Here is a 25,989-nt window from a genome sequence, read left to right on the forward strand (position 1 = left end):
GACTTGGGCGGGCTTGCCGCGTGCCGCGCCAGAGGTACTCCGGCCCGGCAGCGCGCGCACCTTGGTCCGGCACCGCTACTTCGCCTTCGGCACGCGCCCCATCAGGTAGAACTCATCGTTGGGGCGCATGCTGATCGTGTTGGCCATGCGGTTGGACAGGCCGAAGAAGGCCGTGATGGCGGCGATATCCCAGGCATCCTCATCGCTGAAGCCATGCGTGCGCAGCATGGCGAAGTCCTCGTCGCCAACTTCGGCCGAAGCCTGGCTGACCTTGAGCGCGAAGTCGAGCATGGCGCGCTGGCGCGGCGTGATGTCGGCCTTGCGGTAGTTGACCGCGACCTGGTCGGCCAGCAGCGGCTGCTTCTCATAGATGCGCAGGATGGCGCCATGCGCCACCACACAGTAGAGGCACTGGTTGGCGCCTGAGGTGGCAACCACGATCATCTCGCGCTCGCCCTTGCTCAAGCCGCCCTCCTTGAGCATCAGCGCGTCATGGTAGGCAAAGAAGGCACGGAATTCGTCCGGCCGGTGCGCCAGCGTCAGGAAGACATTGGGCACGAAGCCCGCCTTCTCCTGCACTTCCAGGATGCGCGCGCGGATGTCGTCCGGCAGATCCTTTAGCGCCGGCACGGGAAAGCGGCTGATGGGAGGATGTTGCACGCTGCTCATGACTGTCTCCTTTGGGGGTATCCCCCTCTCTGGCGTGTCCTGGCCGCGGCGGGCAGCCGCGGCCATCGTCGAAGCAAGGCGGCCCGGGCACGGGCCGCGCCGTCACTGCAGGGCGAACTGGATGCGGTGCAGGCCGGCGTACAGGCCGTCGGCGGACAGCAATTCGTCGTGGGTGCCCTGTTCGGCCACGCGGCCCTGCTCCAGCACGACGATGCGGTCGGCGTTCTCGATGGTGGAGAGGCGGTGGGCGATCACCAGCGTGGTACGGCCCCGCATCAGCGATTCCAGCGCTGCCTGCACCTGGCGCTCCGACTCCGAATCCAGCGCCGAAGTCGCCTCGTCCAGGATCAGGATCGGCGCATCCTTGTAGAGCGCGCGTGCGATCGCCAGGCGCTGGCGCTGGCCGCCGGACAGCTTCATGCCATTGTCGCCGATGTTGGTCTGCAGGCCGTCGGGCAGGCTCTTGACCGTGTCGGTCAGGTAGGCGGCCGCAAGGGCGCGTTCCACGCGGGCCATGTCGATCTGCTCGCGCGGGTGCACACCGTACGCCACGTTCGCCGCCACGGTGTCGTTGAACAGCACCACGTCCTGGCTGACGAAGGCGATCTGCTGGCGCAGGTCCGGCAGCGAATAGGCATCGATCGACTGTCCGTCGAGCAGGATGCGGCCTTCGGTCGGATCGAAGAAGCGCGGCACCAGGTTGACCAGCGTGGTCTTGCCGCTGCCCGAGGGGCCGACCAGCGCCACCACTTCGCCGGCGTCGACGCGGAAGTCGATGCCCGCCAGCGCCGGCCGTCCGGCGTCGCCGTAGCGGAAGCCGACCTTGTCGAAGACCAGGTTGCCGCGTGCGCGCGGCAGCGGCAGGCCGCCTTCGCGCCGCTCGACCGGCTCGTCGATCAGGCGGAAGATCATTTCGGCGGCGGTGATGCCGCGCGTGAGCGGCTGGTTGATGTCGGTCAGGTGCTTGAGCGGCGAGATCAGCAGCAACATCGCCATCACGAAGCCGGTGAAACCGCCCACCGTGGTCTGGTTGCCCTGCGCCTGCACCATCGCGATGGTGATGATCACCGACAGCGCCAGCGCGGCCAGGAAGGCCGTGACCGGCTGGTTCAGGCCACCCGCCACCGCCATGCGCATCGAATAGGCCTTCAGGCGCTCGGCCATGCGGCGGAAGCGGTCCATCTCGTACGCCTCGCCGCCATGGAGCTTGACCACCTTGAAACCGCCCGCCGCCTCCTCGACCACATAGGCCGCGGTGTTCGTCATCGTCTGGTGGTCGCGGTTCAGCCGCCGCAGCCGGCGGTTGATCTTCGACATCAGGTAGCCGATCACGGGCAGGATCACGGCGACGATCAGCGTCAGGCGCCAGTTGGTGTAGAAGAGATAGATCAGCAGCGCCAGCACCGTCAACGAATCGCGCACCAGGGTGATGAACACATTGGTCAGGATCGACAGCACCTGGTTGACCTCGAAGATCACGGCATTGATCAGCGAGGCCGCCGTATTGCGATGAAAGAACAGCGCGGGCGCGTGCAGCACGCGGTCAAACATCTGCATGCGCATCTTGAGCAGCACGCGATTGGAGATCAGGCTGAGCAGGTAGCCGGAGGCGAATTGCGCCACGCCACGCACCAGCGCCACCCCGGTTAGGATGGCAGGCACGTGCCAGAGCCGGCCGGCGTAGTCACCGCCGAATCCCTTGTCGAGCAGATCGTTGACGACCTTGGGGATGATGCCCTCGCTGGCCGCCACCACTGCCATGGCGAGGATCGCCACCAGGAAAACGCGCGCCTCAGGGCGCAGATAGCCCATCAGGCGCTTGCCGACTTGAACATCCTCTGCGGTGGTCTGTTGGGGCTTTGCTTGTATACTCACCATCACTCTTGATTAGAAGGCCCATCTGCCGGCATGCCGGCGGCACGGCCGGCCACCGCCTCCGACACCGGCGCGGCAGCATGCGTCGCACGTGTCGCGTTATCGCGTATGTCGCGTGTGATTCCGCTGCCTCATCGGCAGCCATGGGCGGCAGCCATTGTAACCGTATTCACCCTCGCTCTCCTCGATGCCATCCCTGTCTGTCATTGTCATCACCCGCGATGAGGCGGCGCATATCGGCGACTGCCTGCGCTCGGTACGCGATCTTGCCGACGAGATCGTCGTGGTGGACTCCGGCAGCACCGATGACACGGTGCGGATCTGCCGCGAACTGGGCGCACGCGTGATCGAGACCGACTGGCCGGGCTTCGGCCCGCAGAAGAACCGCGCCCTCGATGCCGCCACCGGCGATTGGGTGTTCAGCATCGACGCCGACGAAAGAGTGACGCCCGAACTGGCCGGTGAACTCCGCGCGGCAATGGCCGGCAACCAGGCCGACGCCTACGCCGTGCCCCGGCTGTCGCAATTCTGCGGCCACTGGGTCCACCACTCCGGGTGGCGGCCCGACTACATCGTGCGGCTGTTCCGCCGCGGCCGCGCGCGCTTCTCCGACAACCTGGTCCACGAGAGCATCCTCCCCCAGGGGCCCGTCGCAAAGCTGAAGACATCGCTGCTGCACTACAGCTACACTTCGCGCGCCCAGGTCGAGGCCAAGAGCCGCCAATACGCCGAGGCCGGCGCGCGCGAACTGCGCCGGCGCGGCAAGCATGTCGGGCCGCTGTCGCCCGCCCTGCACGGCACCTGGGCCTTCCTCCGCACGCTGCTGGTCAAGCGCGGCATCCTGGACGGCCGCACCGGCTTTGCCATCGCCAGGATGAACGCCTCGGTCAGCTATGAAAAGTACCGGCGCGCCCGCGCGATGGCGGCGTCGGCGTGACGTCTTGCCGGATGCGGGCCACCGCCCGCTCCGGACACCGCCTTCGCATCGCCGCCTCCCCGAGCCCTACGACAACGCATCCCGATCGCCATGTTCTCCATCATCATCCCGACCTGGAACAACCTGCCCTACCTGCAACTGGTCGTCGACAGCCTGCGCCGCCATTCGGCCCATGACCACCAGATCATCGTGCACGTCAACGACGGCTCGGACGGCACGCTGGCCTGGGTGCGCGAGCAAGGCATCGAGCACACCGCCTCGCCCGCCAACATCGGCATCTGCCACGCCGTGAACCTCGCCGCCGCGCGCGCCACGCGCGACTACATCGTCTACATGAACGATGACATGTTCTGCTGCCCCGGCTGGGACAGCGCGCTGGTGCGCCACATCGAACGCATGCCCTCGGACCTGTTCATGCTGTCCGGCACGATGGTCGAACCGGTCGACACCGGCAATCCCTGCGTGGTCGTACGCAACTTCGGCCGCGACGCCGCACAGTTCGATGCGGCAGGACTGGAGGCAGCAACATCGTCGCTGGTACGCGGCGACTGGCTGGGCGCCACCTGGCCGCCCACCCTGGTGCACCGCGACTGGTGGCACAAGGTCGGCGGCTACAGCAGCGAACTCAGCCCCGGCATGAGCAGCGACAATGATTTCTCGATGAAGCTCTGGCACGCCGGCTGCCGCATCTTCCTGGGCGTCGGCGACAGCCTCGTCTATCACTTCCAGCAGAAGAGCACCGGCAAGATCGTCAAGAATGACGGCCGGCGGCAGTTCCTGAACAAGTGGGGCATGACGCAGGCCACCTTCGACCGCTTCTACCTCCGGCGCGGCCAGGCAGCCGGCCAGCCACTGGAACTGGCCGAGCCCGTTGCCAGCGCCGGCCTGCAGCGCGCGCTGCTGAAATCCCGCCTGAAGCGCATGTTCAGCTGACTGGCCCGGGGGTTGCCCCCCCGGCAGCCTGCTCAGCCTCCGCGTTCGCCTTCGTAGGCGTGGGCGGACAATTGCGCCGGCAGATCGGGCTCCCAGGCCTCCAGATCCCCGGTGGGATGACGGCGCGGCGCGTAGATCGCGCGCTTGAGCCGGACGGCAAGGCCAGCGCGAGGCACCTTGGGCAGGAGATCCGCCGCGCCGTGGGCCGTGGCTTCAACGTAGTCGCGCGTGAACGCCTGCTGCGTGATACCCCACTTGAGCAAGAATTCGCGCCCGCCTTTGTTTCGTCGCACGCGTCGCGTCGTCGAGCAGCCGAAATGATAGATGCGGCTCGCATCGACCGCGCGATAGATACGGCAGCCAACCAGCCACAGCTTCATCAGGAAATCGTCGTCGCTGCTCATGCCAGGACCGAACTCGATGCTGTAGCCGCCCACCAGATGCCACAGGCGGCGGCTCAGCAGCGTGGGCTGCAGCGCCACGCCGTTCCGATCCGGCGCCGCTGCCAGTCCGGCCGTGTAGGCCACCAGTCCGGCCTCGTCGAAATTGTCGGGTTGGGTGCCGAAGTTCGCGACCGTCACCTTCGCATTGCCGGTATCGAGCGGCTCGATAAGCCGTGCCGCGAGGTAGGAGAAGCGGTCGCCGATCTGACGCAAGGTCGCATCGAAGGCCAGGTCCCAGCCGGGCGTGCAGAACATGTCGTCATTCATGAACAGGATCCAATCGCGCGTGGCCAGGCGCGCGGCGTCATTGAGCGCCAGGCACACGCCCACATTGCCCTTGCTCCACGTGTGGCGAATGCCCTGCTCACGCACCCACTCGAGCGTGCCGTCGGTGCCTTCGTTGACGTGCACGATGATCTCGTGGTCGAACGCTGAATGGCGCCGGATGCCTTCGATGCACAACTTGAGGTAAGGGAGGTTGTTCCAGGTAGGAATCAGGATGCTGAACATGTTCGGTCTGGGTTCGGATTCCGTTATTGGCCGCGGCGTGGGCTCTGCGCGCACGCCGTATCGCCGGCGTGCGCAGCGATGCCCGCCAGCAGCGCGATCATGGCCGCGTAGAATGAAGCCGTCATCTTCAAGTCGAACATTTCCACCGTCAGGCCGAAAACAAAGAATGAGATGACGAAGGCCAGGCCCATCAGGGCCGCCCGGCGCATGGGTGCAGCGGGCGACTTCAGGCACCGCCAGAACAGCAGGCCCGGCACGAGATGGACGGCGATCAGGGCGATGGCGCCCACCAACCCATAGTTGGCCGTGTAGGCCAGCAACTCATTGTGCGCCTCGCCGCGGCCGAACTGGGCCGCCTCCGCCGTCATCCAGCCAGCATCGACCCGGGCCTGCAAGCTGTCGGCAAAGCCGCCCGCGCCCAGTCCGAAAATCGGATGCTGCGGGATCGATGCCAGGGCCGCCTCGTAGATCTGGAAACGGATGCCGATCGAGGTGTCCTTGTTGCCCTGCGCATACGCCGCCAGGTCCGACCAGACCTGATGGATACGGTCTTGGACCGAATCGAAGGCAAAGTAAAGCACGATCAGGGCAATGACTGCCGAAGCTGGCAGCAGGATGCGCCACCATCGCGACTTGGCACCGCCTCGCACGCACAGCACGAGAGCCACGACAAAGGGAATCGCCACCCATCCGCCCCGCGCACCGGTCAGCAAGGACGCCGCCAAACCCGCACACAAGCCACCGATCTTGAAAATGCGCACGGCGAGCGAATCCTTGCGCCACCAGTTCATGGACAGCACCGAAAGCACGCCAAGGACCAGGGCGATGTCACCGAAGTGAATAGGGTTCAGGAAGGAACTGCCGAGCCGTCCGAAACCCCAGTCGCGGCCTGCGAACAGACAGACTGCGAGCGAAGCATATCCGCCCAATGCAAAAGAGAGATCGCTCCAGCGCAACACCGGCAGTGGCAACCTGCGCAGCACCAGCAGAATTGGCACGGCCGCAATGAAGCGCGAAGGCGAGTCCATGGAACTCATGAGCAGCTTGCCGTGCCACATCTCGCTGAGCAGGACCGCGGCAAAAGGCAGCGTCATGGCCACACTCGACGCCAGCACCAGGCGATCCGTGGCGGACCACGAGCCACTTGGGCGGGCCCGGGGCATGGCCAGCACGATGAGAGAAATCAGGGTGGCGGTGAGCAGCAGCGCGCTGGCGGCGCCGCGCACTGCCAACGTCATGGAGGGATAAGCCAGCACGAAGGCTGCAACCAGCAAGTGGCGCGCAGCCGTCTCGCCTGGACGTCTATCGGAAATCGTAAGCATTACTGTTCTATCTACTCGGCCTGACGCAACGGCGTCGGGCCCTTTAGCGGCGCGGGACGGGTGGCGCGCGCCGCTGCGTCGGGCAGACCACGACGCCCAGGGTATGGGCGGCGCCGCCGGACGAAACCAAGGCCAGGACACACAAGCATCCGGATCGGACGGGCACCGGCAAGCGCGCCACGATAGCACCACCTGCCAGTCACCTGCCGTGCCGCTCGGTTTCTTCGGCAGCGGGTGGATGCGCGATGCGAAGAGGCGTTGCAACAAGCCCGCGGACTGCGTTGCGGCATGTACCGCACATGTAACGGGCAGCCAGCAGTATACGCGACCCGGAAACGGCCCCCAAGATCCGGCCGCGTGAATCAGGCGTTCAGCGGCGCGACATCGCTGCTTCTCCCGGCTTGAGAACACCGGCGTCGATGCGGTGCACAGACGCATGCTGGGACGCGGGGAGATCCAGCATTTCGGCGATCACCCGGATGACGCGCTCCGCGCGCATCTCCGTCAGGCACTTGCTATAGCTGCCGAGATGGCGATCGCAGCCCTCTTGCCGGCAAGGCACGCACTCCCCCTCCCCCTGCAGCAGGTAGACGTTGCCTTGCCGCCCCGACCCCTTGAGGCGCCACGGGTTCTCGCCGGGCACGGCGCTCGTCGGCCAGGGGCCCCAGCGCATCGCGTCGGACGGCCCGAACAAGGCGATGGTCGGCGTGCCGGTGGCGGCGGCCACATGGGTGGCACCGGTATCCGGCCCCACGAACACCTGCGCGCGGCGGAACAGCTCGGCGCTCTCGCCAAAGGACAGCTTGCCGACGAGATTCAGCACGGGAACGCCCGCGCCGGCAACTACGCGCTCGGCGTACTCGCGCTCCCCGGTGGCGGGGCCGCCGCTGAGCGCCACGGCGTAGCCCTGCTCGCGCAGCCAGTGGATCAGTGCGATCCAGCCACCGAGATGCCATTGCTTGTAGGCATACATCGGGTAGGGATGCAGCACGGCCAGCGGCTGGCCCGGCGCGCAGGCAGGTGCAGTGAACAGGGCGTCGAAGTCGGCGCGGCGCTTCGCGTCGCCGCCGATCCCGGGGGCCACCACCTGGGCCACGGGCTCGATGCCGATCACCGGCGCCAGCGCCAGCGTGCTCACCACGGTGTGCTCGGTTTCATGGCGGTTGAGCGCAATGCCGTGCAGCATCAGGCGCGTCCACCAGGTGACGCGGCCCGGATCGACCAGCCCGACGCGCTTGCGCCCGGCGAACCACGCGTAGAAGCGCGGGCGGTCGGAGCTCAGCGCGGCACAGGCCAGGTCGTAGCGGCGCCAAATGCGGGCGGCATCGCGCAGGCGCTCGCCCAGGCGTGCGCGCTGCGCCACCGTGATCACACGGCGCACGTCCGGGTTGCCCTCGAGCACGCCCTCCGTGCCGCGAAACACCAGCACGTCGATCTGGGCGCCGGGCCAGCGCGTCTTCAAGGAACGAATCAGCGGCGTGGTCAGCAGGACGTCGCCAATGCGGCGCGTGGCGGCCACGAGAATGGTGCGAGGCGCACGGTCGGGAGGAAAGAGAGCGGCCACGATGTCAGGAATCGGTCAGGCAGTTTGCACAGGTCAGGTACGAAGGCGTGCGGGCCGCATCAACTGTAGATCATGCTGACGTTCTCGCCCGACAAGGCCTCGCGGAAGCAGTTCAGCGCATCGTCCGAGGGCGTCACCTGCCACTGCCTGCCGAGGATGGCCTCGCACTGCGCGCTGGCCGCCGCATAGCACACACGCACCGGCAAGCCGGGCCCGGCGGCCTCCCCTGCCAGGTATGGCGTGAGCAGGTCGCGCAGCCGCTGGGTCGAGGCGTTGCCGTTGAACGATAGCGAGACCGCGTCCGCAAAGCGGGTGCGCGCCGCCACCAGGTCCATCACCGACTCCGCCGTGAAGCGGACGCCGCCGGTGAAGGTATCGTGCCGTGCATTGCCGGTGGCAATCAGCAGCTCGTCTTCCTTGAACATATGGCGGTTCGCATCGAACAGCTCGTTGAAGACGGTCATCTCGATCTGCGCCGTGCCGTCGTCGACCAGCACGATCAGCATCTTGCCGCGCTGGGTCATCTGGGTGCGGATGCCCGTGATGACGCCGGCGATGGTCTTGCCGCGCACGTCGCGGCCATAGCCGCCGCCGTTGCCCTGCACGTCCTTCTCCAGCGCGGCCAGCGTGCCCTTGACGAAGCGCCGCACCTCGTCGCGATAGGCGTCGAACAGGTGGCCCGAGAAGTAGTAGCCGAGCGCCTGCTTTTCTTCCTGCAGCGTGCGCTTGGGCGGCCAGCGCGGCTCGTCGACCAGTTCGGGCTTGTGCGCGTCGCCGGCGTCGCCCATCAGGTCGAACAGCGACACCTGGTTGGCCGACTGGGCCTTCTGCTCGGCGGCCTCCATGGCGCGCGAGACGGAGGCCAGCATCTGGCCGCGGTTGTCGTTCAGGCTGTCGAAGGCACCGGCGCGGATCAGCGCCTCCATGGTGCGGCGGTTGACCTGGCGGCGGTCGACGCGCTCGCAGAAATCGAACAGGTCGTCGAAGGGCCGCTCCTCGCGCGCGCGCAGGATGTCCTCGATGGCGCCCTGCCCCGAGCCCTTGATGCCACCCAGGCCGTAGCGGATGGTCTTGGCATCGGTGGGGGCGAAGCGGTACTCGCTGGCGTTGATGTCGGGCGGCAGCAGCTTGAGGCCGTTGAGCTTGCAGTCCTCGAACAGGATCTTCACCTTGTCGGTGTCGTCCATGGCGAGCGACATGTTGGCCGCCATGAATTCGGCCGGATGGTGCGCCTTCAGCCAGGCGGTGTAGTAGGCCAGCAGCGCGTAGGCGGCGGCGTGCGACTTGTTGAAGCCGTAGCCGGCGAACTTCTCCATCAGGTCGAAGATCTCGTCGGCCTGCTCCCCGGTGAGGCCGTTCTTGTCCGCGCCCACGCGGAACAGCTCCCGGTGCTGGGCCATCTCCTCGGCCTTCTTCTTGCCCATGGCGCGGCGCAGCAGGTCGGCGCCGCCCAGCGAGTAGCCGCCGATGATCTGCGCCATCTGCATCACCTGCTCCTGGTAGACCATGATGCCGTAGGTCTCCTTGAGCACCGGCTCGACGCGCGGGTCCGGGTACTCCACCTTCTCGCGACCGTGCTTGCGCGCGCAGAAGCTGGGGATCAGGTCCATCGGGCCCGGGCGGTAGAGCGCCACCAGCGCGATGATGTCCTCGAAGCGGTCGGGCTTGGCGTCCTTCAGCATGCCCTGCATGCCGCGGCTTTCCAGCTGGAACACGGCCACCGTGTTGGCGGTCTTCAGGATATCGAAGGCCGGGCCGTCGGCCAGCGGGATCTGGCTGCAGTTCCAGTCCGCCTTGCTCGGATCGAGGCGGCGGATGTAGCGCTCGGCCCAGTCGAGGATGGTCAGCGTGGTCAGGCCCAAGAAGTCGAATTTGACCAGGCCGGCCGCCTCGACGTCGTCCTTGTCGTACTGGCTGACCACGCCGCCGTCGTCGCCCTGCGTGTACAGCGGGCAGAAATCGGTCAGCTTGCCGGGCGCGATCAGCACGCCGCCGGCGTGCATACCGACGTTGCGCGTCATGCCTTCCACGCGCTGCGCCAGCTCCAGCAGCTGGCGCACCTCTTCCTCGTTGTTCTCGCGCTCGGTGAGCAGCGGCTCTTCCTTCTTGGCCTCCTCGATGGTGACCAGCTTGCCCGGCTTGAACGGGATCAGCTTGGCGATGCCGTCGACGAAGCCGTAGCCCAGGTCGAGCACCCGGCCCACGTCACGCACCGCGGCCTTGGCGGCCATGGTGCCGAAGGTGGCGATCTGCGAGACCGCGTCCTTGCCGTACTTCTCCTTCACGTAGGTGATGACGCGGTCGCGCCCGTGCTGGCAGAAGTCGATGTCGAAGTCAGGCATCGAGACCCGTTCCGGGTTCAGGAAGCGCTCGAACAGCAGCGCATACTTCAACGGATCGAGATCGGTGATGCCCAGCGCATAGGCTACCAGCGAGCCGGCGCCGGAGCCACGCCCCGGCCCCACCGGCACGCCATTGTTCTTGGCCCAGTTGATGAAGTCCGCCACGATCAGGAAGTAGCCCGGGAAGCCCATCTTGATGATGGTGCCGGTCTCGAACTCCAGGCGCGCGTAATACTCGGGCCGCTTCGCCTCGCGCACGGCCTCGTCCGGGAACAGCACTTCCAGGCGCTTCTCCAGGCCTTCCTTGGCCATGTGCACCAGGTAGTCGTCGAGCGACATGCCGTCCGGCGTCGGGAACAGCGGCAGGCGCGGCTTGCCCAGTTCCAGCGTCAGGTTGCAGCGGCGCGCGATCTCGACCGCGTTCTCCAGCGCGGAGGGGATGTCGGCAAACAGCGCGCACATCTCGTCCTGCGTCTTGAAATACTGGTCGGTGGTGAAGCGGCGCGTGCGGCGCGGATTGGCCAGCAGTTCACCCTCGGCGATGCAGGTGCGCGCCTCGTGCGCGGTGAAATCGTCCGGCTTCATGAACTGCACCGGATGCGTGGCCACCACAGGCAGCCGCAACGCAGCGGCCAGTTGCACGGCCTGCTGGACATAGCTTTCCGTGCCCGGCTGTTCAGCGCGCTGCAGCTCGATATAGAAACGCTGCGGGAATATCTCGGCCCAGTGCCGCGCGGCGCGCTCGGCGCCGGCCTGGTTGCCGTTGGCCAGCGCCATCCCGACGTCACCGCCCATGGCCCCGGACAGCGCGATCAGTCCGGTGGCGAGCGGCGCACCCTCCTCGCCCGGCTCCTCGAACCAGCCCGGCTCGATCTCGGCGCGGCCGCGATGCTGGTTGGCCAGCCAGGCGCGCGACAGCAGCGTGCACAGGTTCAGGTAGCCGATGCGGTCCTGCACCAGCAGCAGCAGGCGAGCGGGCTTGTCGCGGTCGTCCGCATTGCTCAGCCAGACGTCGGCGCCGACCACCGGCTTGACGCCGCCGCCTCGGGCCTCCTTGTAGAAGCGGATCAGGCCGAAGGCGTTGGCGAGGTCGGTCAGGGCGAGCGCTCCCATGCCGTCAGCGGCGGCGGCCTTGACGGCATCGTCGAGGCGCACGATGCCATCGACGACGGAATACTCGGAGTGCAGGCGGAGGTGTACGAAGCGGGGTGCAGACATGGGGCGATATTGTACCGGCTCGGCCCGCGTTGGCGGCCTTGTTTCGGCCTGCCTCCGGCCGCGGCCAGCACCCATGCGCGCTGTCCGGGTGAACCGTCCGGGCCCACCCCGCCCGCTTGTGGCGCCGGCTGCCCGCCGCAGGGGACAAGCCCGACGACGGCGCTGGGACATGGCGGCACGCAGCGCGCGCGACGGTATAATTTCGCCTTTCCAATCAGCCAGTTATCGCCGTCCCGCCTTGACGCGTGGCGGCGCCTGCGCTCCGGTACGCGCCGTCATGCAGATCGTCAATATCTCCGCCTATAAATTCGTCTCGCTCAACGACCGCGAGACCCTGCGCGAGCACCTGCGCGAGCGCTGCGAGGCCGCCGGCCTGAAAGGCACGGTCCTGCTGGCCCCCGAGGGCATCAATCTGTTCCTGGCCGGCACGCGCGAGGCCATTGACAGCGTCGTCGGCTGGCTGCGCGCCGATGCTCGCTTCGCCGATCTAGCGCCAAAGGAAAGCCTGTCGGAGAAGCAGCCCTTCAAGCGCATGCTGGTGCGCCTGAAGAAGGAAATCATCACGATGAAGATGCCGCTGATCCGGCCGGAGGACGGGCGCGCGCCCTCGGTCGCGCCGGTCGTGCTCAAGCGTTGGCTGGACCAGGGTCATGACGACGCGGGCCGCCCCGTGGTGATGCTCGACACGCGCAACGACTTCGAAGTGGCCGTGGGCACCTTCACCGGCGCGGTAGCGTACGGCATCAGCAAGTTCAGCGACTTCCCGGCCGAGGTGGCGAGCCACCGGGCGGACCTGGAAGGCAAGACGGTGGTCTCCTTCTGCACCGGCGGCATCCGCTGCGAAAAGGCTGCGATCCACATGCAGGAAGCCGGCATCGAGCACGTCTACCAGCTCGAGGGCGGGATCCTGAAGTACTTCGAGGAAGTCGGCGGCAGCCACTATGACGGCGACTGCTTCGTCTTCGACTACCGGACCGCGCTCAATCCGAGCCTGGAGCCGGCCGGCCCCAAGCAGTGCTTCGCCTGTCGCGCGGTCGTCAGCACCGAGGAGCAGCAGAGCCCGCTCTACATCGTGGGCCAGAGCTGCCCGCACTGCGCAGCCGGCAAGGCCGCCGCCTGAGCGCGCCCGCTCAGGCGTTCACCGCGCGGAGCGAAGCACCGCTGCGCGCGCCGGCCGCTCAGTTGGCCGTCAGGCGGCCAGGAGATGGTAGAGATTGCGCAGCATCGCGGCCGTTGCGCCCCAGATGAAGCGATAGCCCCCCTCCTCGCGCGGAAAGGGCATGGCATAGAAGACGCGCTCGCCATCCACCCAGCGCAGCAACCGGCGCTGGTGGTGGACCGGGTTCATCAGGAAGGCGAGGGGCACCTCGAAGACGTCCGCTACCTCGCCGGCATTCGGCTGCAAGGTGAAGCCATCGCGCACCAGCCCCACCACCGGACTGACCAGGAAACCCGTGCCCGTGATGTAGTCCGGCAGCATGCCGATCACCTCGACGAAGTTGCGCGGCAACCCCACCTCCTCCTCCGTTTCGCGCAAGGCCGTCCAGATCCGGTCCGGGTCTGTCGCGTCGAAGCTGCCGCCGGGGAAGCTGATCTGGCCGGCGTGCGCATTCAGGTTCGCATTGCGCTCGGTCAGCAGCACCGTCAGCCCGTGCTCGCGCTCGACCAGCGGCATGAGGACCGCCGCATCGCGCAGCGCGCCGCCGCGGTCCTTGGCGCGCGAATCGTCGACCAGTTCGGGTTGCCAGGCGGGCGGCGCGTGCAGCCGCTGCCGGATGAAATCGGGGCGCAGCCGCGGCGCGTCGATGGCCGGGTGGCGCGTATCGGTATCGATGATGGGAAGGGCTTCGGGATCAAAGGCGGGGCGCATAGCGGCTAAGTATGACAGAAGCGGCCATTCCAGGCCGGCTGCACTGCAGCATGCACAGCGCAGCCCCAAAGCAAAAAGGGCACCCCGGAGGGTGCCCTCGAAACTGCCGGTTCCGGCTGCATGGCAGGCCAAGAGGCCGGCCATGCCGATCGCCTTACTGGGCGGCGGCTACCTTGGTAGCCTTCGAAACCAGCTTTTCCTTGATGCGAGCCGACTTGCCCGAACGCTGGCGCAGGTAGTACAGCTTGGCACGGCGCACATCGCCGCGACGCTTCACTTCGATGCCGGCGATCAGCGGCGAGTACAGCTGGAACGTACGTTCCACGCCTTCGCCCGACGAGATCTTGCGCACGATGAAGGACGAGTTCAGGCCGCGGTTGCGCTTGGCAATCACGACGCCTTCGTATGCCTGCACGCGCTTGCGGTTACCTTCAACCACGTTCACGTTGACCACCACGGTGTCGCCGGGAGCGAACGCGGGAATGGTCTTGTTGGCGGTCAGACGCGCGATCTCGTCTTTTTCGATTTGCTCGATGAGGTTCATCGTTTTTTCTCCTAAGCCATCATGCCGGCGTTGTGTGCCCCGGGGCAATGCCCTGGCCCCGGCAGAGGATGGGGTTTTCACTTGGCGGAAGCGAGCTCCCGCCCTGCCTTCGCGGACCACTCCGACAAGAACTTCTCGTCGGCGCGGGTCAGCAAACCCTGCTTGCGAGCCGCCTCGATCAGGTCGGGGCGCTTGCTCGCGGTATTGGCCAGCGCCTGACGGCGCCGCCATTTCTCGATCTCGGCATGGTGCCCGCCAAGCAGAATCTCGGGCACCCGCTCGCCTTCATAGACTTCCGGCCGCGTATAGTGCGGGCAGTCCAGCAGGCCATTGACGAAGCTGTCCTGCACCGCCGACTGCGCATCGCCCAGCACGCCGGGCAGATGCCGCACCACCGCGTCGATCAGCGCCATCGCCGGCAGCTCGCCGCCCGACAGCACGAAATCGCCGAGGCTGATCTCTTCGTCCACGCGCCGATCGATCAGGCGCTGGTCGATCGCCTCGTAGCGCCCGCACAGGAGCACCAGGCCGGGGCGCTGCCCCAGTTCCATCACTTTGGCATGGTCCAGCCGCGCGCCTTGCGGCGACATCAGCACCACATGCGGCTTCGCCACGCCGGCCGCGGCCTGCGCCGCGCCCGCCGCATCGATCGCATCCTCGAGCGGCTTGGCCAGCATCACCATGCCTGGGCCGCCGCCATACGGACGGTCATCGATCGTGCGGTAGTTGTCGACGGTGAAATCGCGCGGATTCCAGGTGCGCAGCGCATAGCGTTGCTGCTGGGCCGCCCGGCTGGTGATGCCCCAGTCGGTCAGCGCGCGAAACATCTCGGGAAACAGCGTGATCACATCGAACTGCATCCGCCTCTCCCCTGCTTGGCCGCCACCGTGCGGCCGGCAAATCAGTAATCCAGACCCCAGTCGACCACGATCCGCCTGGCCGCGATATCGACCTCGCGCAGATAGGCGTCAACGAAGGGGATCAAGCGCTCGCCCGGCTTGCCGTCGGGCAGCGCGTGGGCCACCTCAAGAACCTGGTGGGCCCCGTTGTCGATCAGGCCGGAGACTTCGCCCAGCGGCTCGCCCTGCTCGTTGAGCACGGCACAGCCGATCAGATCGACCCAGTAAAATTCATCTTCCGCGGGCGCGGGAAAATCCGCGCGCCGGATCCAGACGCGGCGCCCCTTGAGCGCCTCGGCCAGATTGCGATCCGCGACACCGGCCGCCTGCGCGACCACGGTACCGCTATGTTCGCGCGACTGCGCGATCTTCACGCACAGCGGTGGCGCATCCGCGCTGCCGCCGGCGAGACCGGCACGCGGCGCAGCGAGCAGCCACCAACGGCGCGCATGCAGCAGCGCATCGGCGTTCTGTGCGTGCGGCTGGACCTTGATCCAGCCACGAATGCCATAAGCCGCGCCCACATAACCGACCTCCACCAGATCCTCCGGCAGGGCATCGGCATGAATCAGCGCCGCAGGCAGCCTTGCGGGCTGCTGGGCGGTGGGCGTAGTCAACGGCCGCCGTATCGCGGCACCTTGCTTGCGCTCAGTCACTGCTCAGTCACGCTCAGTTACGCTCAATCACGACTCCGCCCCGGGTCGCGCCGCACGCCGCACGCAAGGCGCGGCCGCACACGAACACCGGGTCAGACAATCAGGCAGCGGCCTTGGCGGCGTTCTGCTTGACCAGGCGGGCCACGGTCGGCGACAGTTGTGCGCCAACGCCTTGCCAGTAGGCCAGGCGGTCAGCCACAACGCGCAGGCCTTCCTGAGCGCCGGAAGCCAGCGGGTTGTAGAAGCCGATGCGCTCGATGAAACGGCCATCGCGGCGATTGCGCGAATCAGCAGCAACGATGTTGAAGAAGGGGCGCTTCTTGCTGCCGCCGCGAGCCAGACGAATGACGACCATGGGTCAAATCCTTAGAAAACGGGGTGTTCGAACACGAAACGCAAGAGTATAGCCCAATTCTCAAGGCCAAACAAACACTTAGCCAATTGACTCGGGACTGCGGCACGGGCATTGTGGCGAGAACCACAACGGAGGGGGATTGCCGTGCGAACCAAGCTCCACTTCAGTGCTGGCCTCGTGCGCGCCGCGTTCTGCTGTGCCACGCTGCTGCTCGGCAGCCCGGCGGCCCGCGCAGCGCTGCCGATCGACGAGATCAAGCTGCCGCCAGGCTTTCACATCGAGGTGCTCAGCGACAAGGTACCGGAGGCGCGCGGCATGACACTCTCTCCGGCGGGCACACTGTTCGTGGGCACGCGCGGCGAAGGCAAAGTCTACGCCATCAGCGCGCCGCTGCAAGCGCAGCCCAAGGTGCGCACGATTGCCAGCGGCCTGACGATGCCGGTCGGCGTGGCCTTTCGCGCCGGCTCGCTGTATGCGTCGTCGGTATCGCGCATCGTGCGGCTCGATGACATCGAGGCCCGGCTGGACAACCCGCCGAAGCCGGTCGTAGTCAGCGACCGCTTTCCCACCGACACCCATCACGGCTGGAAATTCATCGCCTTCGGCCCCGACGGCTACCTCTACGTTCCGGTCGGCGCGCCCTGCAATATCTGCGCGCCCGACGAGAATCGGTACGCCAACATCATGAAGATGCGGCCCGACGGCTCCGACCTCCAGCTCGTGGCCAAAGGCGTGCGCAATACCGTCGGCTTCGACTGGAACCCGGCCACCGGCGAACTCTGGTTCACCGACAACGGCCGGGACTGGATGGGCGACGACCAGCCCGACGACGAACTCAACCGGCTCACGCGCCAAGGCCAGCATTTCGGCTACCCCTACTGCCATGCCGGCGATCTCCCCGATCCGGAGTTCGGCAAGCAGCACCCCTGCTCGGCCTTCGTGCCACCGGTCGCCAAGCTCGGTGCGCACGTCGCCGCGCTTGGCATGCGCTTCTATACCGGCAGCCAGTTCCCGCCCGAGTACCGTGGCAACACGATCTTCATCGCCGAACACGGCAGCTGGAACCGCAGCGAACCGGTCGGCTACCGTGTCGTCCGGGTGACGCTGGACGAGCAGGGCCGCGCCGTGCGCCAGCAGGTCTTTGCCGAAGGCTGGCTGCGCAAGGGCAAGCCGTGGGGCCGGCCGGTCGACGTGCAGGTCGCGCCGGACGGCTCGCTGCTCGTCAGCGACGATCTTGCCGGCGCCATTTACCGGATCCGCTACGCGCCGTAGGCCGCGCGGGCCGGCCTGACAGCAGGGAAACAATCCGTTACACCCGTAACGGGATTGGCATAGGCGCCCGCGGGGGCCGTGCGTACCATGAACCCATCTCGTGAATCCATCCGCGCGACAGGCTTCTGGAATTCCGCATGTTTTCCCGCTCACTCCTGCGCAACGCGGTGGCCGGCATGGTGCTGCTTGCAGGCCTGCTCGGCGCTGCGGCAATCAGCCACGCACAAGTCGCTTTCTGGCGACATGTGCGGCCGGACGCCCATGAGACGTCTGCCGCGCACCCACAGGCAGTCGGATGGGAAATGGCCAGCGTGCGCGCAGAAAGCCGCGACCATGTGCGCGCCCAGATCGAGCGGATGGAGGCCAGGGCCCGCGCCGATGACCGCCTGAGCGGCCGCCCGGCAGCAGCACCAGCCTCGATGCGCAACGACGACCACGGCCGCCCCGGCGACCGCGGGCGCGGAGGCGACAATGCACGCAACGACGCGCACACGCCGGCCGGCGTCGGCCCGGGGTGGCCGGCGCGCGACAGCAACGGTAACGGTCGCTGACCCGTACTGTGGCCGTTGCGGCCGTTGTGGCAGTTGTGGCAGTTGCAACTGCGTCCGCCGGAACTCCCGGGCTCTCGCGAAGGTCTCATTGGCGTGCCTGCCCACACGGGCCGGCACAGGCCGCGCCCCGCTGCGCAGCGCGGCGCCCGCCGGCATGCAGACGGCAAAAGACAACTGACCTGCCCCCTGCCCGGCCGACGCCAGCAAGCGTTGGAGGCACGGCCTCCTCCCGCAGAGATTCCCCATAGTCACACCACGGAAACCGCGTCGGCCATGACAGGCCGCTGTCGCCGCGCGCCCTGATCGGCCACGGCCTTGCCTCCCCTCATGCCGCGCCACGCCGCGACACTCTTCCCGCGAACGGACTTCATCACGCCGCACGGCTTACAATGTGACCCGCTGCACGCTGGTTGCCATACAGTACGACGCCTGGCGGGGGCGCCTGCCCGCCGCGTGATTTCATTTCGCCCTGCCATGTCCGCCGTAAGCCAAGCCACCGCCGTCCACACCAACACCCGCACCGTCCGCGGTAAGTCCAAGCTGCTCACCGTCGCCCTTGCCTTCCTGTTCGGCAGCCTGGGCGCGCACCGCTTCTATCTGGGCGGCCTGCGCGACCGCTTTGGCTGGGCGCACCTGCTCGCCACGCTGGCAGGCGCCATCGGCATCGCCTCGCTGCTGACCGATGCCGGCAATCCCGTGCTGAACTGGGCCTTCGCCGTGATGGGCGGCGCTTCCGTGACCAGCGCCTTCCTTGCCGCCATTGTCTATGGCCTGCGGCCCGACGAGAAATGGGACGCCCGCTTCAACCCGCACGGCAAGCCGACGCGGTCCGGCTGGCCGGTGGTGATCCTGGTGATCCTGTCGCTGCTGATCGGCACCGGCCTGCTGATGGCGGGCCTGGCGATCAGCTTCCAGACCTATTTCGAATCGCAGGTGGAAGCCGCGCGCGCACTGTCGCAATAGGCCGCCACCGGTATAGGCGGCCAACGGCAGCAACCGGTCGCATCAGCCGCCCTACTTCGCGCGCCTCGTCAGAACAGCGAGCCCTGGCGCGATGGCGGGGGCTGGGGCGGATGGAACCGGGAGGTGTCCAGTTCATACCGGTTGTAACGGTAGCCCAGCCTGTCGGCGGCCTTGTAGAAGCGCTGGCGCAGCAACTCGGCCCACACGCCGGTGCCGCGCATGCGCGAGGCGAAGTCGGCATCGTAGTCCTTGCCGCCGCGCATCTCGCGCACGCGGTTCATCACCCGCTCGGCCCGGTCGGGGAAATGCGCCTGCAACCACTCCTCGAACAGGGGCCGCACTTCCCAGGGCAAGCGCAGCACGATGTAGTTCGCATAGACGGCGCCAGCCTCGCGCGCAGCCTCCAGCACCCGTTCCAGGTCAGGTTCGGTGATGAAGGGAATGAGCGGCGCCACGCTGACGCCCACCGGAATACCCGCCTCGCTGAGCGTGCGAATGGTGCGCAGGCGGCGTGCCGGCGCCGCGGCGCGCGGCTCCAGGGTGCGCGCCAGCTCCCCATCCAGTGTGGTGATGGTGACGGCGGCCACCGCAAGGCGCTTGGCCGCCATCGGCGCCAGCAGATCGATATCGCGTTCAATCAGCGCGGACTTGGTGATCAGCGCCACCGGGTGGTCGCATTCATGCAGTACCTCGAGCACGCCGCGCGTGATGCGGTGCTCGCGCTCGATGGGCTGGTAGGCATCGGTGTTGACGCCCAGCGCGATGGTTTCACAGCGATAGGATGGCCGCGAGAGGGCCTCGCGCAGCCGCTCGGCGGCATTCGCCTTGGCGAACAGCCGGCTCTCGAAGTCGAGCCCGGGCGACAGGTCCAGATAGGCGTGCGTGGGCCGTGCGAAGCAGTAGATGCAGCCATGCTCGCAGCCCCGGTAAGGGTTCAGGGAGACATCGAAGGGGATATCCGGAGAGGCATTGCGGGTCAGGATGGAACGGGACCGCTCGATGGTCACGTGCGTCGCCAGCCGCGGCGGCACCTGCGCCGGGTCCGCGGCCGAGCCTGAGGGTGCGCCGCGCCCGACCGGCGCCATCGCGGCGTCGGCATCGCCCTGCCCCCAGCCATCGTCGAAGGCCTCGCGGCGGTCGCGCTCGTAGCGCCCCTGCAGATTGCTGACGGCCCCGCGTCCCTTGCGGGGCATGGGCGGCCGCCCGGGCCGTTCCGTATCGCTCATCGTTACCCCGGCCGCCTGCGCGGCCCCTTGCTCAACTGCTCAAGCCGGCTGCGCCTTCTCTTCCACCGAGATGGCCAGCGTCTCCTTGATCTCTTCCATCACCACATAGCTCTTGGACTGCGCCGCACCGGGCAGTTGCAGCAGGATATCGCCCAGCAGCCGGCGATACTCGCCGATCTCCCGGATACGCGCCTTGATCAGGTAGTCGAAATCCCCCGACACCAGGTGGCATTCCAGCACCTCGGGAATGCGCAGGACCTCGCGGCGGAACTGATCGAACATATTGCCTGACTTGTCACCCAGCGTGATCTCCACGAACACCAGCAGCGCGCTGCCCAGCAGCGCCGGATTCAGCCGCGCGTGGTAGCCCATGATGACACCGTCGCGCTCCAGCCGCTTGACCCGTTCGATGCAGGGCGTGATGGTGAGCCCGACCGCCTCGGCGAGGTCCTTCATCGAGATGCGCCCGTCGGACTGCAACAGGGCCAGGATCCTGCGGTCCAGCCGGTCCAGGCTGCGCACGGGCTGACGGCTCGTTCTCATGACTTCTTCCTGTTTCTCTGAAAATTTCAATAACTATAACTAGTGTATTTTCAATAGCATAGAAGTAAATACTTCCGTAGCTGGATATTCCAGTTGCGCCCCCAAACCCGGTTCGCCGGTCATCCAGTCGGAGTCTGTTGAAATGCGCGTTCTTGTCCTTGGCAGCGGCGTCATCGGTGTCACCAGCGCCTGGTACCTGGCCCAGGCCGGCCACGAGGTGACGGTGGTCGACCGCGAGTCCGGCCCCGCGCTGGAGACGAGCTTTGCCAATGCCGGCCAGATCTCGCCCGGCTACGCGTCGCCCTGGGCGGCGCCCGGCGTGCCGCTCAAGGCCATCAAGTGGATGTTCCAGCAGCATGCGCCGCTGACCATTCGCCCCGACGGCACCCTGTTCCAGCTGCGCTGGATCTGGCAGATGCTGCTGAACTGCAGCGCCGAGCGTTATGCAGTGAACAAGGAGCGCATGGTGCGCCTGGCCGAGTACAGCCGCGACTGCATCCGCACGCTCCGGGCCGACACCGGCATCGCCTACGAGGGTCGCCAGCAAGGCACCCTGCAGGTATTCCGCACCGACGAACAGATGGCCGGCGCGGCCAAGGACATTGCCGTGCTGGACCAGGCCGGCGTACCCTACCAGCTGCTCTCGCGCGAACAACTCGCCAGCGCCGAGCCGGCACTGGCGGCGGTCACCCACAAGCTGGCCGGCGGCCTGCGCCTGCCCAATGACGAAACCGGCGACTGCCAGCTGTTCACCCAGAAGCTGGCCGCCATGGCCGAAGCCCACGGCGTGCGCTTCCTGTACAACCGCAACATCGGCAACCTGCTGACGCGCGGCGACGCCGTGACCGGCGCCGTGGTCGACGGCGAGCCGATGAGCGCCGACCTGGTGGTGGTGGCGCTGGGCAGCTGGTCCACGCAGATGGTCAAGCCCTTCCTGCGGGGCATGTCGGACCTGCCGGTCTACCCGCTCAAGGGCTTCTCGATCACCGTGCCGATGACCGATGCCGCGCGCAGCCCGGTGTCCACGGTGCTGGACGAAACCTACAAGGTGGCGATCACCCGCTTCGACGACCGCATCCGTGTCGGCGGCATGGCGCAGATCGTGGGCTACGATCGCACGCTGGACCCGGCCAAGCGGCGCACCCTGGAGCATGTGGTCACCGATCTGTTCCCCGGCGCCGGCGATGTCAGCCGCGCCAGCTTCTGGACCGGCCTGCGCCCGATGACGCCGGACGGCACGCCCATCGTCGGCCCCACCCCGGTCAAGGGACTGTGGCTGAACACGGGTCATGGCACGCTGGGCTGGACCATGGCCTGCGGCTCGGGCAAGCTGCTGTCGGACCTGGTGTCCGGCACCAAGCCGGCCATCCGCGCCGATGACCTGTCGGTTTCGCGCTATGTGCGCGATGCCGGCCAGCGCACCTCGCCGCGCCCGGCCGTGGCCTGAAGGCAAAGCGCCGGATCGCCGGCGGCGGCAGAAAAAAACGGGCGCTTCCCGCGGGAAGCGCCCGTTTTTTCTGCCATCGTTCCTCGTACGCGACGCGGTACCGGAAACCCGCCGCTTGCGCAGCAGGCCCCGCTCCCGCGCACGATCAAAACTGCGCTTCGCTCAGCGCGTTGGCCGCTGCCCCGCCGGCCGTGATCGCATCGCGCAGCGACCCCGCCTGCGACAGCACATGTTCCGCGAAGAAATGCGCGGTGGCGATCTTGGCGTCATGAAACGCCGGATCCTCGCTGCGCTTCGCGTCGGCCGCCAGCATGGCGCGAGCCAGTTGCCAGCCCGAGAACACGATGCCGCACAGGCGCAGGTAAGGCACGCTGCCGGCGAAGACAGCGTTCGGCTCCGACTTGGCGTTCGCCACGACGAATGCACCAGCCGCCTCCAGTGCAGCACGGCCCTTGGCCAGTTGCGCCTGCACCGCGGCGAAGGCCGCGCCGCCGTGGGCGGCAAGCGCCTGCTCCGTCTGCGCGATCTGCGCGCAGATGGCACGCAGCACCGCACCGCCGTCGCGCACGGTCTTGCGCCCGATCAGGTCGTTGGCCTGGATGGCCGTGGTGCCTTCGTAGATCGGCAGGATGCGCGCGTCACGGTAGTACTGGGCCGCGCCGGTCTCCTCGATGAAACCCATGCCGCCGTGGACCTGCACGCCCAGGCTGGTCACGTCGATCGACAGCTCGGTGCTCCAGCCCTTGATCACCGGCACCAGGAACTCATAGAAGGCCTCGTTCTGCTCGCGCACCGCCGCATCGGGATGCTGGTGGGCAGCGTCGGACGCGGCCGCTGCCACATAGGCCACCGCGCGCGCGCCCTCGGTCAGGGCACGCATGGTCATCAGCATGCGCTTGACGTCGGGGTGGTGGATGATGGTGACGGCCTCGCGCGCTGAACCATCGACCGGGCGGCTCTGCACGCGCTCGCGCGCGTAGGCCACCGCATGCTGGTAGGCGCGCTCGGACACCGCCACGCCCTGCATGCCGACCGCGAAGCGCGCCGAGTTCATCATGATGAACATGTACTCGAGACCGCGATTCTCCTCGCCCACCAGGGTGCCGATGGCGCCGCCGTGGTCGCCGAACTGCAGCACGGCCGTCGGGCTCGCCTTGATGCCGAGCTTGTGCTCGATCGACACGCAGTGCACATCGTTGCGCGCGCCCAGCGAGCCGTCCGCATTGACCAGGAACTTGGGCACGATGAACAGCGAGATGCCCTTGACGCCCTCGGGCGCATTCGGCGTGCGTGCCAGCACGAGGTGGACGATGTTGTCCGCCATGTCGTGCTCACCGTAGGTGATGAAGATCTTGGTGCCGAACACCTTGTAGGTGCCGTCGCCCTGCGGCTCGGCGCGCGTGCGCACCATGGCCAGGTCGGAGCCGGCCTGCGGCTCGGTCAGGTTCATCGTGCCGGTCCACTCGCCGGCGATCAGTTTGGGCAGGAACAGGGCCTTCTGCGCTTCGCTGCCGGCGGTCAGCAGCGCCTCGATGGCGCCGTCGGTCAGCAAGGGGCACAGGGCGAACGACAGGTTGGCGCTGTTGAGCATCTCGATGCAGGCGGTCGAGATCAGCTTGGGCAGGCCCTGGCCGCCGTACTGCTCCGGATGCAGCACGCCCTGCCAGCCGCCCTCGCCGAACTGGCGGAAAGCTTCCTTGAAGCCGGGCGTGGTCGTGACGACGCCATCCTTCCAACTGCTCGGATCCAGGTCGCCGGCGCGGTTCAGCGGCGCCACCACCTGCTCGTTGAACTTGGCGCCTTCCTCCAGCACGGCCTGCGCCGTCTCCAGCGTCGCCTCCTCGAAGCCAGGCATCTGGCTGACGGCTTCCAGGCCGGCCAGCTCCTTCATCACGAAGAGCATGTCCTTGATCGGTGCGCGGTAAGTCATCGCATGTCTCCCAACTCTGTACGTGCGCAAGAGCGCGTATGAAAAAGCCGTTCGCGGGCGCCCCCGGGAACGGCTCTCGTTCTGCGGTGTGCGCCGGCCCTGCGGACCGGCGCCCCGGGACTCAGCCCAGCGCCGCCACCAGTTCCGGCACGACGGTGTTCAGGTCGCCCACCAGGCCGTAGTCGGCCACGGAGAAGATCGGCGCTTCCGGATCCTTGTTGATCGCCACGATCACCTTGGAGTCCTTCATGCCGGCCAGGTGCTGGATCGCGCCGGAGATGCCGACCGCGATGTACAGCTGCGGCGCGACGATCTTGCCGGTCTGGCCGACCTGGTAGTCGTTGGGCACGAAACCGGCGTCCACCGCGGCACGCGAGGCGCCCAGCGCGGCGCCCAGCTTGTCGGCCAGCGGCGTCAGCACCTTGGTGTAGTTCTCGCCCGAGCCCACGCCACGGCCACCCGAAACGATGATCTTGGCGGCGGTCAGCTCCGGACGGTCGCTCTTGGCGACTTCGCGCGAAACGAACTGCGACACGCCTGCATCGGCCGCGGCCGGCAGGTTTTCCACGGCAGCCGAGCCACCTTCGGCCGCGGCGGCGTCGAAGGCGGTGCCGCGCACGGTGATGACCTTGACCTTGTCGGCGGACTTCACGGTGGCGATGGCATTGCCGGCGTAGATCGGACGCTCGAAGGTGTCCGGTGCGTCGACCTTGGAGATTTCCGAGATCTGGGCCACGTCCAGCTTGGCTGCCACGCGCGGCAGGATGTTCTTGCCGTAGGGGGTAGCCGGGGCCAGGATGTGGCTGTAGTCGTTGGCGATCGCCAGGGCCTGCTCGGCGATGTTCTCGGCCAGGCCGTCGCCGAAGTACGGCGCGTCGGCCAGCAGCACCTTGGTGACGCCGGCGATCTTGGCGGCGGCGGCAGCAGCAGCGGCTGCGTTCGAGCCGGCCACCAGCACGTGGACGTCGCCGCCGCACTGGGCGGCTGCGGTCACGGTGTTCAGCGTGGCGGCCTTGATGGATTGGTTGTCGTGTTCAGCAATGACGAGTGCAGTCATGTTCTCTCTCCCCGCGCTCAGATGACCTTGGCTTCGTTCTTCAGCTTCTGCACCAGCGTGGCAACGTCCGGCACCATCACGCCTGCGCTACGCTTGGGCGGCTCCACCACCTTCAGCGTGGCCAGGCGCGGCTTGACGTCGACGCCGAGGTCTTCCGGCTTGACGGTATCCAGCGGCTTCTTCTTGGCCTTCATGATGTTGGGCAGCGTGACGTAGCGCGGCTCGTTCAGGCGCAGGTCCGTGGTCACCACGGCCGGCAGCTGCAGCGACAGCGTTTCCAGGCCACCGTCGACCTCGCGGGTCACCGATGCCTTGCCTTCGGCCACGACCACCTTCGAGGCGAAGGTCGCCTGCGGCAGGCCTGCCAGCGCGGCCACCATCTGGCCGGTCTGGTTGGAGTCGTCGTCGATGGCCTGCTTGCCCAGGATCACCAGTTGCGGCTGCTCCTTGTCGATCAGCGCCTTCAGCAGCTTGGCCACGGCCAGCGGCTGCAGGTCTTCGCTCGACTCGACCAGGATGCCGCGATCGGCGCCGATGGCCATCGCGGTGCGCAGCGTTTCCTGGCACTGGGCCACGCCGCAGGACACGGCGATCACCTCGGTGGCCACGCCGGCTTCCTTCAGACGAACCGCTTCTTCCACGGCGATTTCGTCAAAGGGGTTCATGCTCATCTTGACGTTGGCCAGATCCACGCCCGTGCCGTCCGACTTCACCCGGACCTTGACGTTGTAGTCCACCACGCGCTTGACTGCGACGAGTACTTTCATGCGCTCACTCCACTAATCACTGATAGTCAGAAATTTGCATCGCTCGCCATTATAACCACCGGTCTGGCGGCGCCCTAGTTTTTCGAACGATCGTAC

General features: G+C 67.2%; 23 protein-coding genes. 7 read left to right on the forward strand and 16 right to left on the reverse strand.

Features of this window, described 5'->3' with window-relative positions; translation table 11 throughout:
• Positions 1-75: 75 nt before the first annotated feature.
• Together AC1Z3O_RS13455 and msbA are read right to left on the reverse strand one after the other, a co-directional pair.
• Positions 76-669: a peroxidase-related enzyme gene (locus AC1Z3O_RS13455; protein WP_483516215.1), complete on the reverse strand. Its 594-nt coding sequence runs from the start codon at positions 667-669 to the stop codon at positions 76-78.
• Between the two features lie 102 nt (positions 670-771).
• Positions 772-2,481, reverse strand: a complete 1,710-nt coding sequence (msbA, locus tag AC1Z3O_RS13460) for a lipid A export permease/ATP-binding protein MsbA (protein ID WP_483517595.1) — start codon at positions 2,479-2,481, stop codon at positions 772-774.
• A gap of 250 nt (positions 2,482-2,731) precedes the next feature.
• On the opposite strand from msbA, the gene AC1Z3O_RS13465 reads away from it, so the two are divergent.
• Positions 2,732-3,481, forward strand: a complete 750-nt coding sequence (locus AC1Z3O_RS13465) for a glycosyltransferase family 2 protein (RefSeq protein WP_483516216.1) — start codon at positions 2,732-2,734, stop codon at positions 3,479-3,481.
• A 90-nt stretch (positions 3,482-3,571) separates the two neighbouring features.
• Entirely contained in the window at positions 3,572-4,414 is an 843-nt protein-coding gene (locus AC1Z3O_RS13470) for a glycosyltransferase family 2 protein (RefSeq protein ID WP_483516217.1), read from the forward strand.
• Between the two features lie 32 nt (positions 4,415-4,446).
• Here the strand turns inward: AC1Z3O_RS13470 and AC1Z3O_RS13475 are convergent, their stop codons facing one another.
• The 4 genes from AC1Z3O_RS13475 to dnaE all read right to left on the reverse strand — a co-directional run bounded on the left by AC1Z3O_RS13475 (position 4,447) and on the right by dnaE (position 11,813).
• Positions 4,447-5,367, reverse strand: a complete 921-nt coding sequence (locus tag AC1Z3O_RS13475) for a glycosyltransferase family 2 protein (protein WP_483516218.1) — start codon at positions 5,365-5,367, stop codon at positions 4,447-4,449.
• Between the two features lie 23 nt (positions 5,368-5,390).
• Positions 5,391-6,689 carry an O-antigen ligase family protein gene (locus AC1Z3O_RS13480; protein WP_483517596.1) on the reverse strand — a complete coding sequence of 433 codons (1,299 nt, stop codon included), beginning with the start codon at positions 6,687-6,689 and terminating at the stop codon, positions 5,391-5,393.
• 370 nt (positions 6,690-7,059) lie between these two features.
• Positions 7,060-8,253 (reverse strand): glycosyltransferase family 9 protein, encoded by a 1,194-nt coding sequence (locus AC1Z3O_RS13485; protein WP_483516219.1) that lies wholly within the window; start codon positions 8,251-8,253, stop codon positions 7,060-7,062.
• 59 nt (positions 8,254-8,312) lie between these two features.
• Positions 8,313-11,813 (reverse strand): DNA polymerase III subunit alpha, encoded by a 3,501-nt coding sequence (gene dnaE / locus AC1Z3O_RS13490; protein ID WP_483516220.1) that lies wholly within the window; start codon positions 11,811-11,813, stop codon positions 8,313-8,315.
• 277 nt (positions 11,814-12,090) lie between these two features.
• Between dnaE and AC1Z3O_RS13495 the strand changes: the two genes are divergently transcribed.
• Positions 12,091-12,933 carry a sulfurtransferase gene (locus tag AC1Z3O_RS13495; protein WP_483516221.1) on the forward strand — a complete coding sequence of 281 codons (843 nt, stop codon included), beginning with the start codon at positions 12,091-12,093 and terminating at the stop codon, positions 12,931-12,933.
• Between the two features lie 69 nt (positions 12,934-13,002).
• Here AC1Z3O_RS13495 and AC1Z3O_RS13500 read toward each other — a convergent pair whose 3' ends face one another.
• The 5 genes from AC1Z3O_RS13500 to rpsP all read right to left on the reverse strand — a co-directional run bounded on the left by AC1Z3O_RS13500 (position 13,003) and on the right by rpsP (position 16,137).
• A complete protein-coding gene (locus tag AC1Z3O_RS13500; protein WP_483517597.1) occupies positions 13,003-13,683 on the reverse strand; it encodes a CoA pyrophosphatase in 681 nt (226 codons plus the stop codon).
• Between the two features lie 154 nt (positions 13,684-13,837).
• On the reverse strand, positions 13,838-14,227 hold the full coding sequence (gene rplS / locus AC1Z3O_RS13505) for a 50S ribosomal protein L19 (RefSeq protein ID WP_483516222.1): 390 nt from the start codon (positions 14,225-14,227) through the stop codon (positions 13,838-13,840).
• Positions 14,228-14,304: 77 nt separating this feature from the next.
• The gene (trmD, locus tag AC1Z3O_RS13510) at positions 14,305-15,087 is read right to left on the reverse strand and encodes a tRNA (guanosine(37)-N1)-methyltransferase TrmD (RefSeq protein WP_483516223.1); all 783 of its coding nucleotides are present in this window, start codon (positions 15,085-15,087) and stop codon (positions 14,305-14,307) included.
• A gap of 41 nt (positions 15,088-15,128) precedes the next feature.
• Positions 15,129-15,743 (reverse strand): ribosome maturation factor RimM, encoded by a 615-nt coding sequence (rimM, locus tag AC1Z3O_RS13515; protein ID WP_483516224.1) that lies wholly within the window; start codon positions 15,741-15,743, stop codon positions 15,129-15,131.
• 139 nt (positions 15,744-15,882) lie between these two features.
• Positions 15,883-16,137: a 30S ribosomal protein S16 gene (rpsP, locus tag AC1Z3O_RS13520; protein ID WP_483516225.1), complete on the reverse strand. Its 255-nt coding sequence runs from the start codon at positions 16,135-16,137 to the stop codon at positions 15,883-15,885.
• Positions 16,138-16,281: 144 nt separating this feature from the next.
• On the opposite strand from rpsP, the gene AC1Z3O_RS13525 reads away from it, so the two are divergent.
• The 3 genes from AC1Z3O_RS13525 to AC1Z3O_RS13535 all read left to right on the forward strand — a co-directional run bounded on the left by AC1Z3O_RS13525 (position 16,282) and on the right by AC1Z3O_RS13535 (position 18,923).
• A complete protein-coding gene (locus tag AC1Z3O_RS13525; RefSeq protein WP_483516226.1) occupies positions 16,282-17,409 on the forward strand; it encodes a PQQ-dependent sugar dehydrogenase in 1,128 nt (375 codons plus the stop codon).
• A 137-nt stretch (positions 17,410-17,546) separates the two neighbouring features.
• Entirely contained in the window at positions 17,547-17,960 is a 414-nt protein-coding gene (locus tag AC1Z3O_RS13530) for a hypothetical protein (protein WP_483516227.1), read from the forward strand.
• A 474-nt stretch (positions 17,961-18,434) separates the two neighbouring features.
• The gene (locus AC1Z3O_RS13535) at positions 18,435-18,923 is read left to right on the forward strand and encodes a TM2 domain-containing protein (RefSeq protein WP_483516228.1); all 489 of its coding nucleotides are present in this window, start codon (positions 18,435-18,437) and stop codon (positions 18,921-18,923) included.
• 68 nt (positions 18,924-18,991) lie between these two features.
• On the opposite strand, the gene AC1Z3O_RS13540 is transcribed toward AC1Z3O_RS13535, so the two are convergent.
• Positions 18,992-20,149: a PA0069 family radical SAM protein gene (locus AC1Z3O_RS13540; RefSeq protein WP_483516229.1), complete on the reverse strand. Its 1,158-nt coding sequence runs from the start codon at positions 20,147-20,149 to the stop codon at positions 18,992-18,994.
• A 39-nt stretch (positions 20,150-20,188) separates the two neighbouring features.
• The gene (locus AC1Z3O_RS13545; RefSeq protein WP_483516230.1) at positions 20,189-20,692 is read right to left on the reverse strand and encodes an Lrp/AsnC ligand binding domain-containing protein; all 504 of its coding nucleotides are present in this window, start codon (positions 20,690-20,692) and stop codon (positions 20,189-20,191) included.
• Positions 20,693-20,834: 142 nt separating this feature from the next.
• On the opposite strand from AC1Z3O_RS13545, the gene AC1Z3O_RS13550 reads away from it, so the two are divergent.
• Positions 20,835-22,139 carry a D-amino acid dehydrogenase gene (locus AC1Z3O_RS13550; RefSeq protein WP_483516231.1) on the forward strand — a complete coding sequence of 435 codons (1,305 nt, stop codon included), beginning with the start codon at positions 20,835-20,837 and terminating at the stop codon, positions 22,137-22,139.
• Between the two features lie 145 nt (positions 22,140-22,284).
• Here AC1Z3O_RS13550 and AC1Z3O_RS13555 read toward each other — a convergent pair whose 3' ends face one another.
• From AC1Z3O_RS13555 to AC1Z3O_RS13565, 3 genes are all read right to left on the reverse strand, one after another.
• Positions 22,285-24,069 (reverse strand): acyl-CoA dehydrogenase, encoded by a 1,785-nt coding sequence (locus tag AC1Z3O_RS13555; RefSeq protein WP_483516232.1) that lies wholly within the window; start codon positions 24,067-24,069, stop codon positions 22,285-22,287.
• Positions 24,070-24,190: 121 nt separating this feature from the next.
• Entirely contained in the window at positions 24,191-25,126 is a 936-nt protein-coding gene (locus AC1Z3O_RS13560; RefSeq protein WP_483516233.1) for an electron transfer flavoprotein subunit alpha/FixB family protein, read from the reverse strand.
• A gap of 17 nt (positions 25,127-25,143) precedes the next feature.
• Entirely contained in the window at positions 25,144-25,893 is a 750-nt protein-coding gene (locus AC1Z3O_RS13565) for an electron transfer flavoprotein subunit beta/FixA family protein (protein WP_483516234.1), read from the reverse strand.
• Positions 25,894-25,989 lie beyond the last annotated feature (96 nt).

The sequence above is a fragment of the Cupriavidus sp. 09_S30 genome, assembly GCF_056930435.1.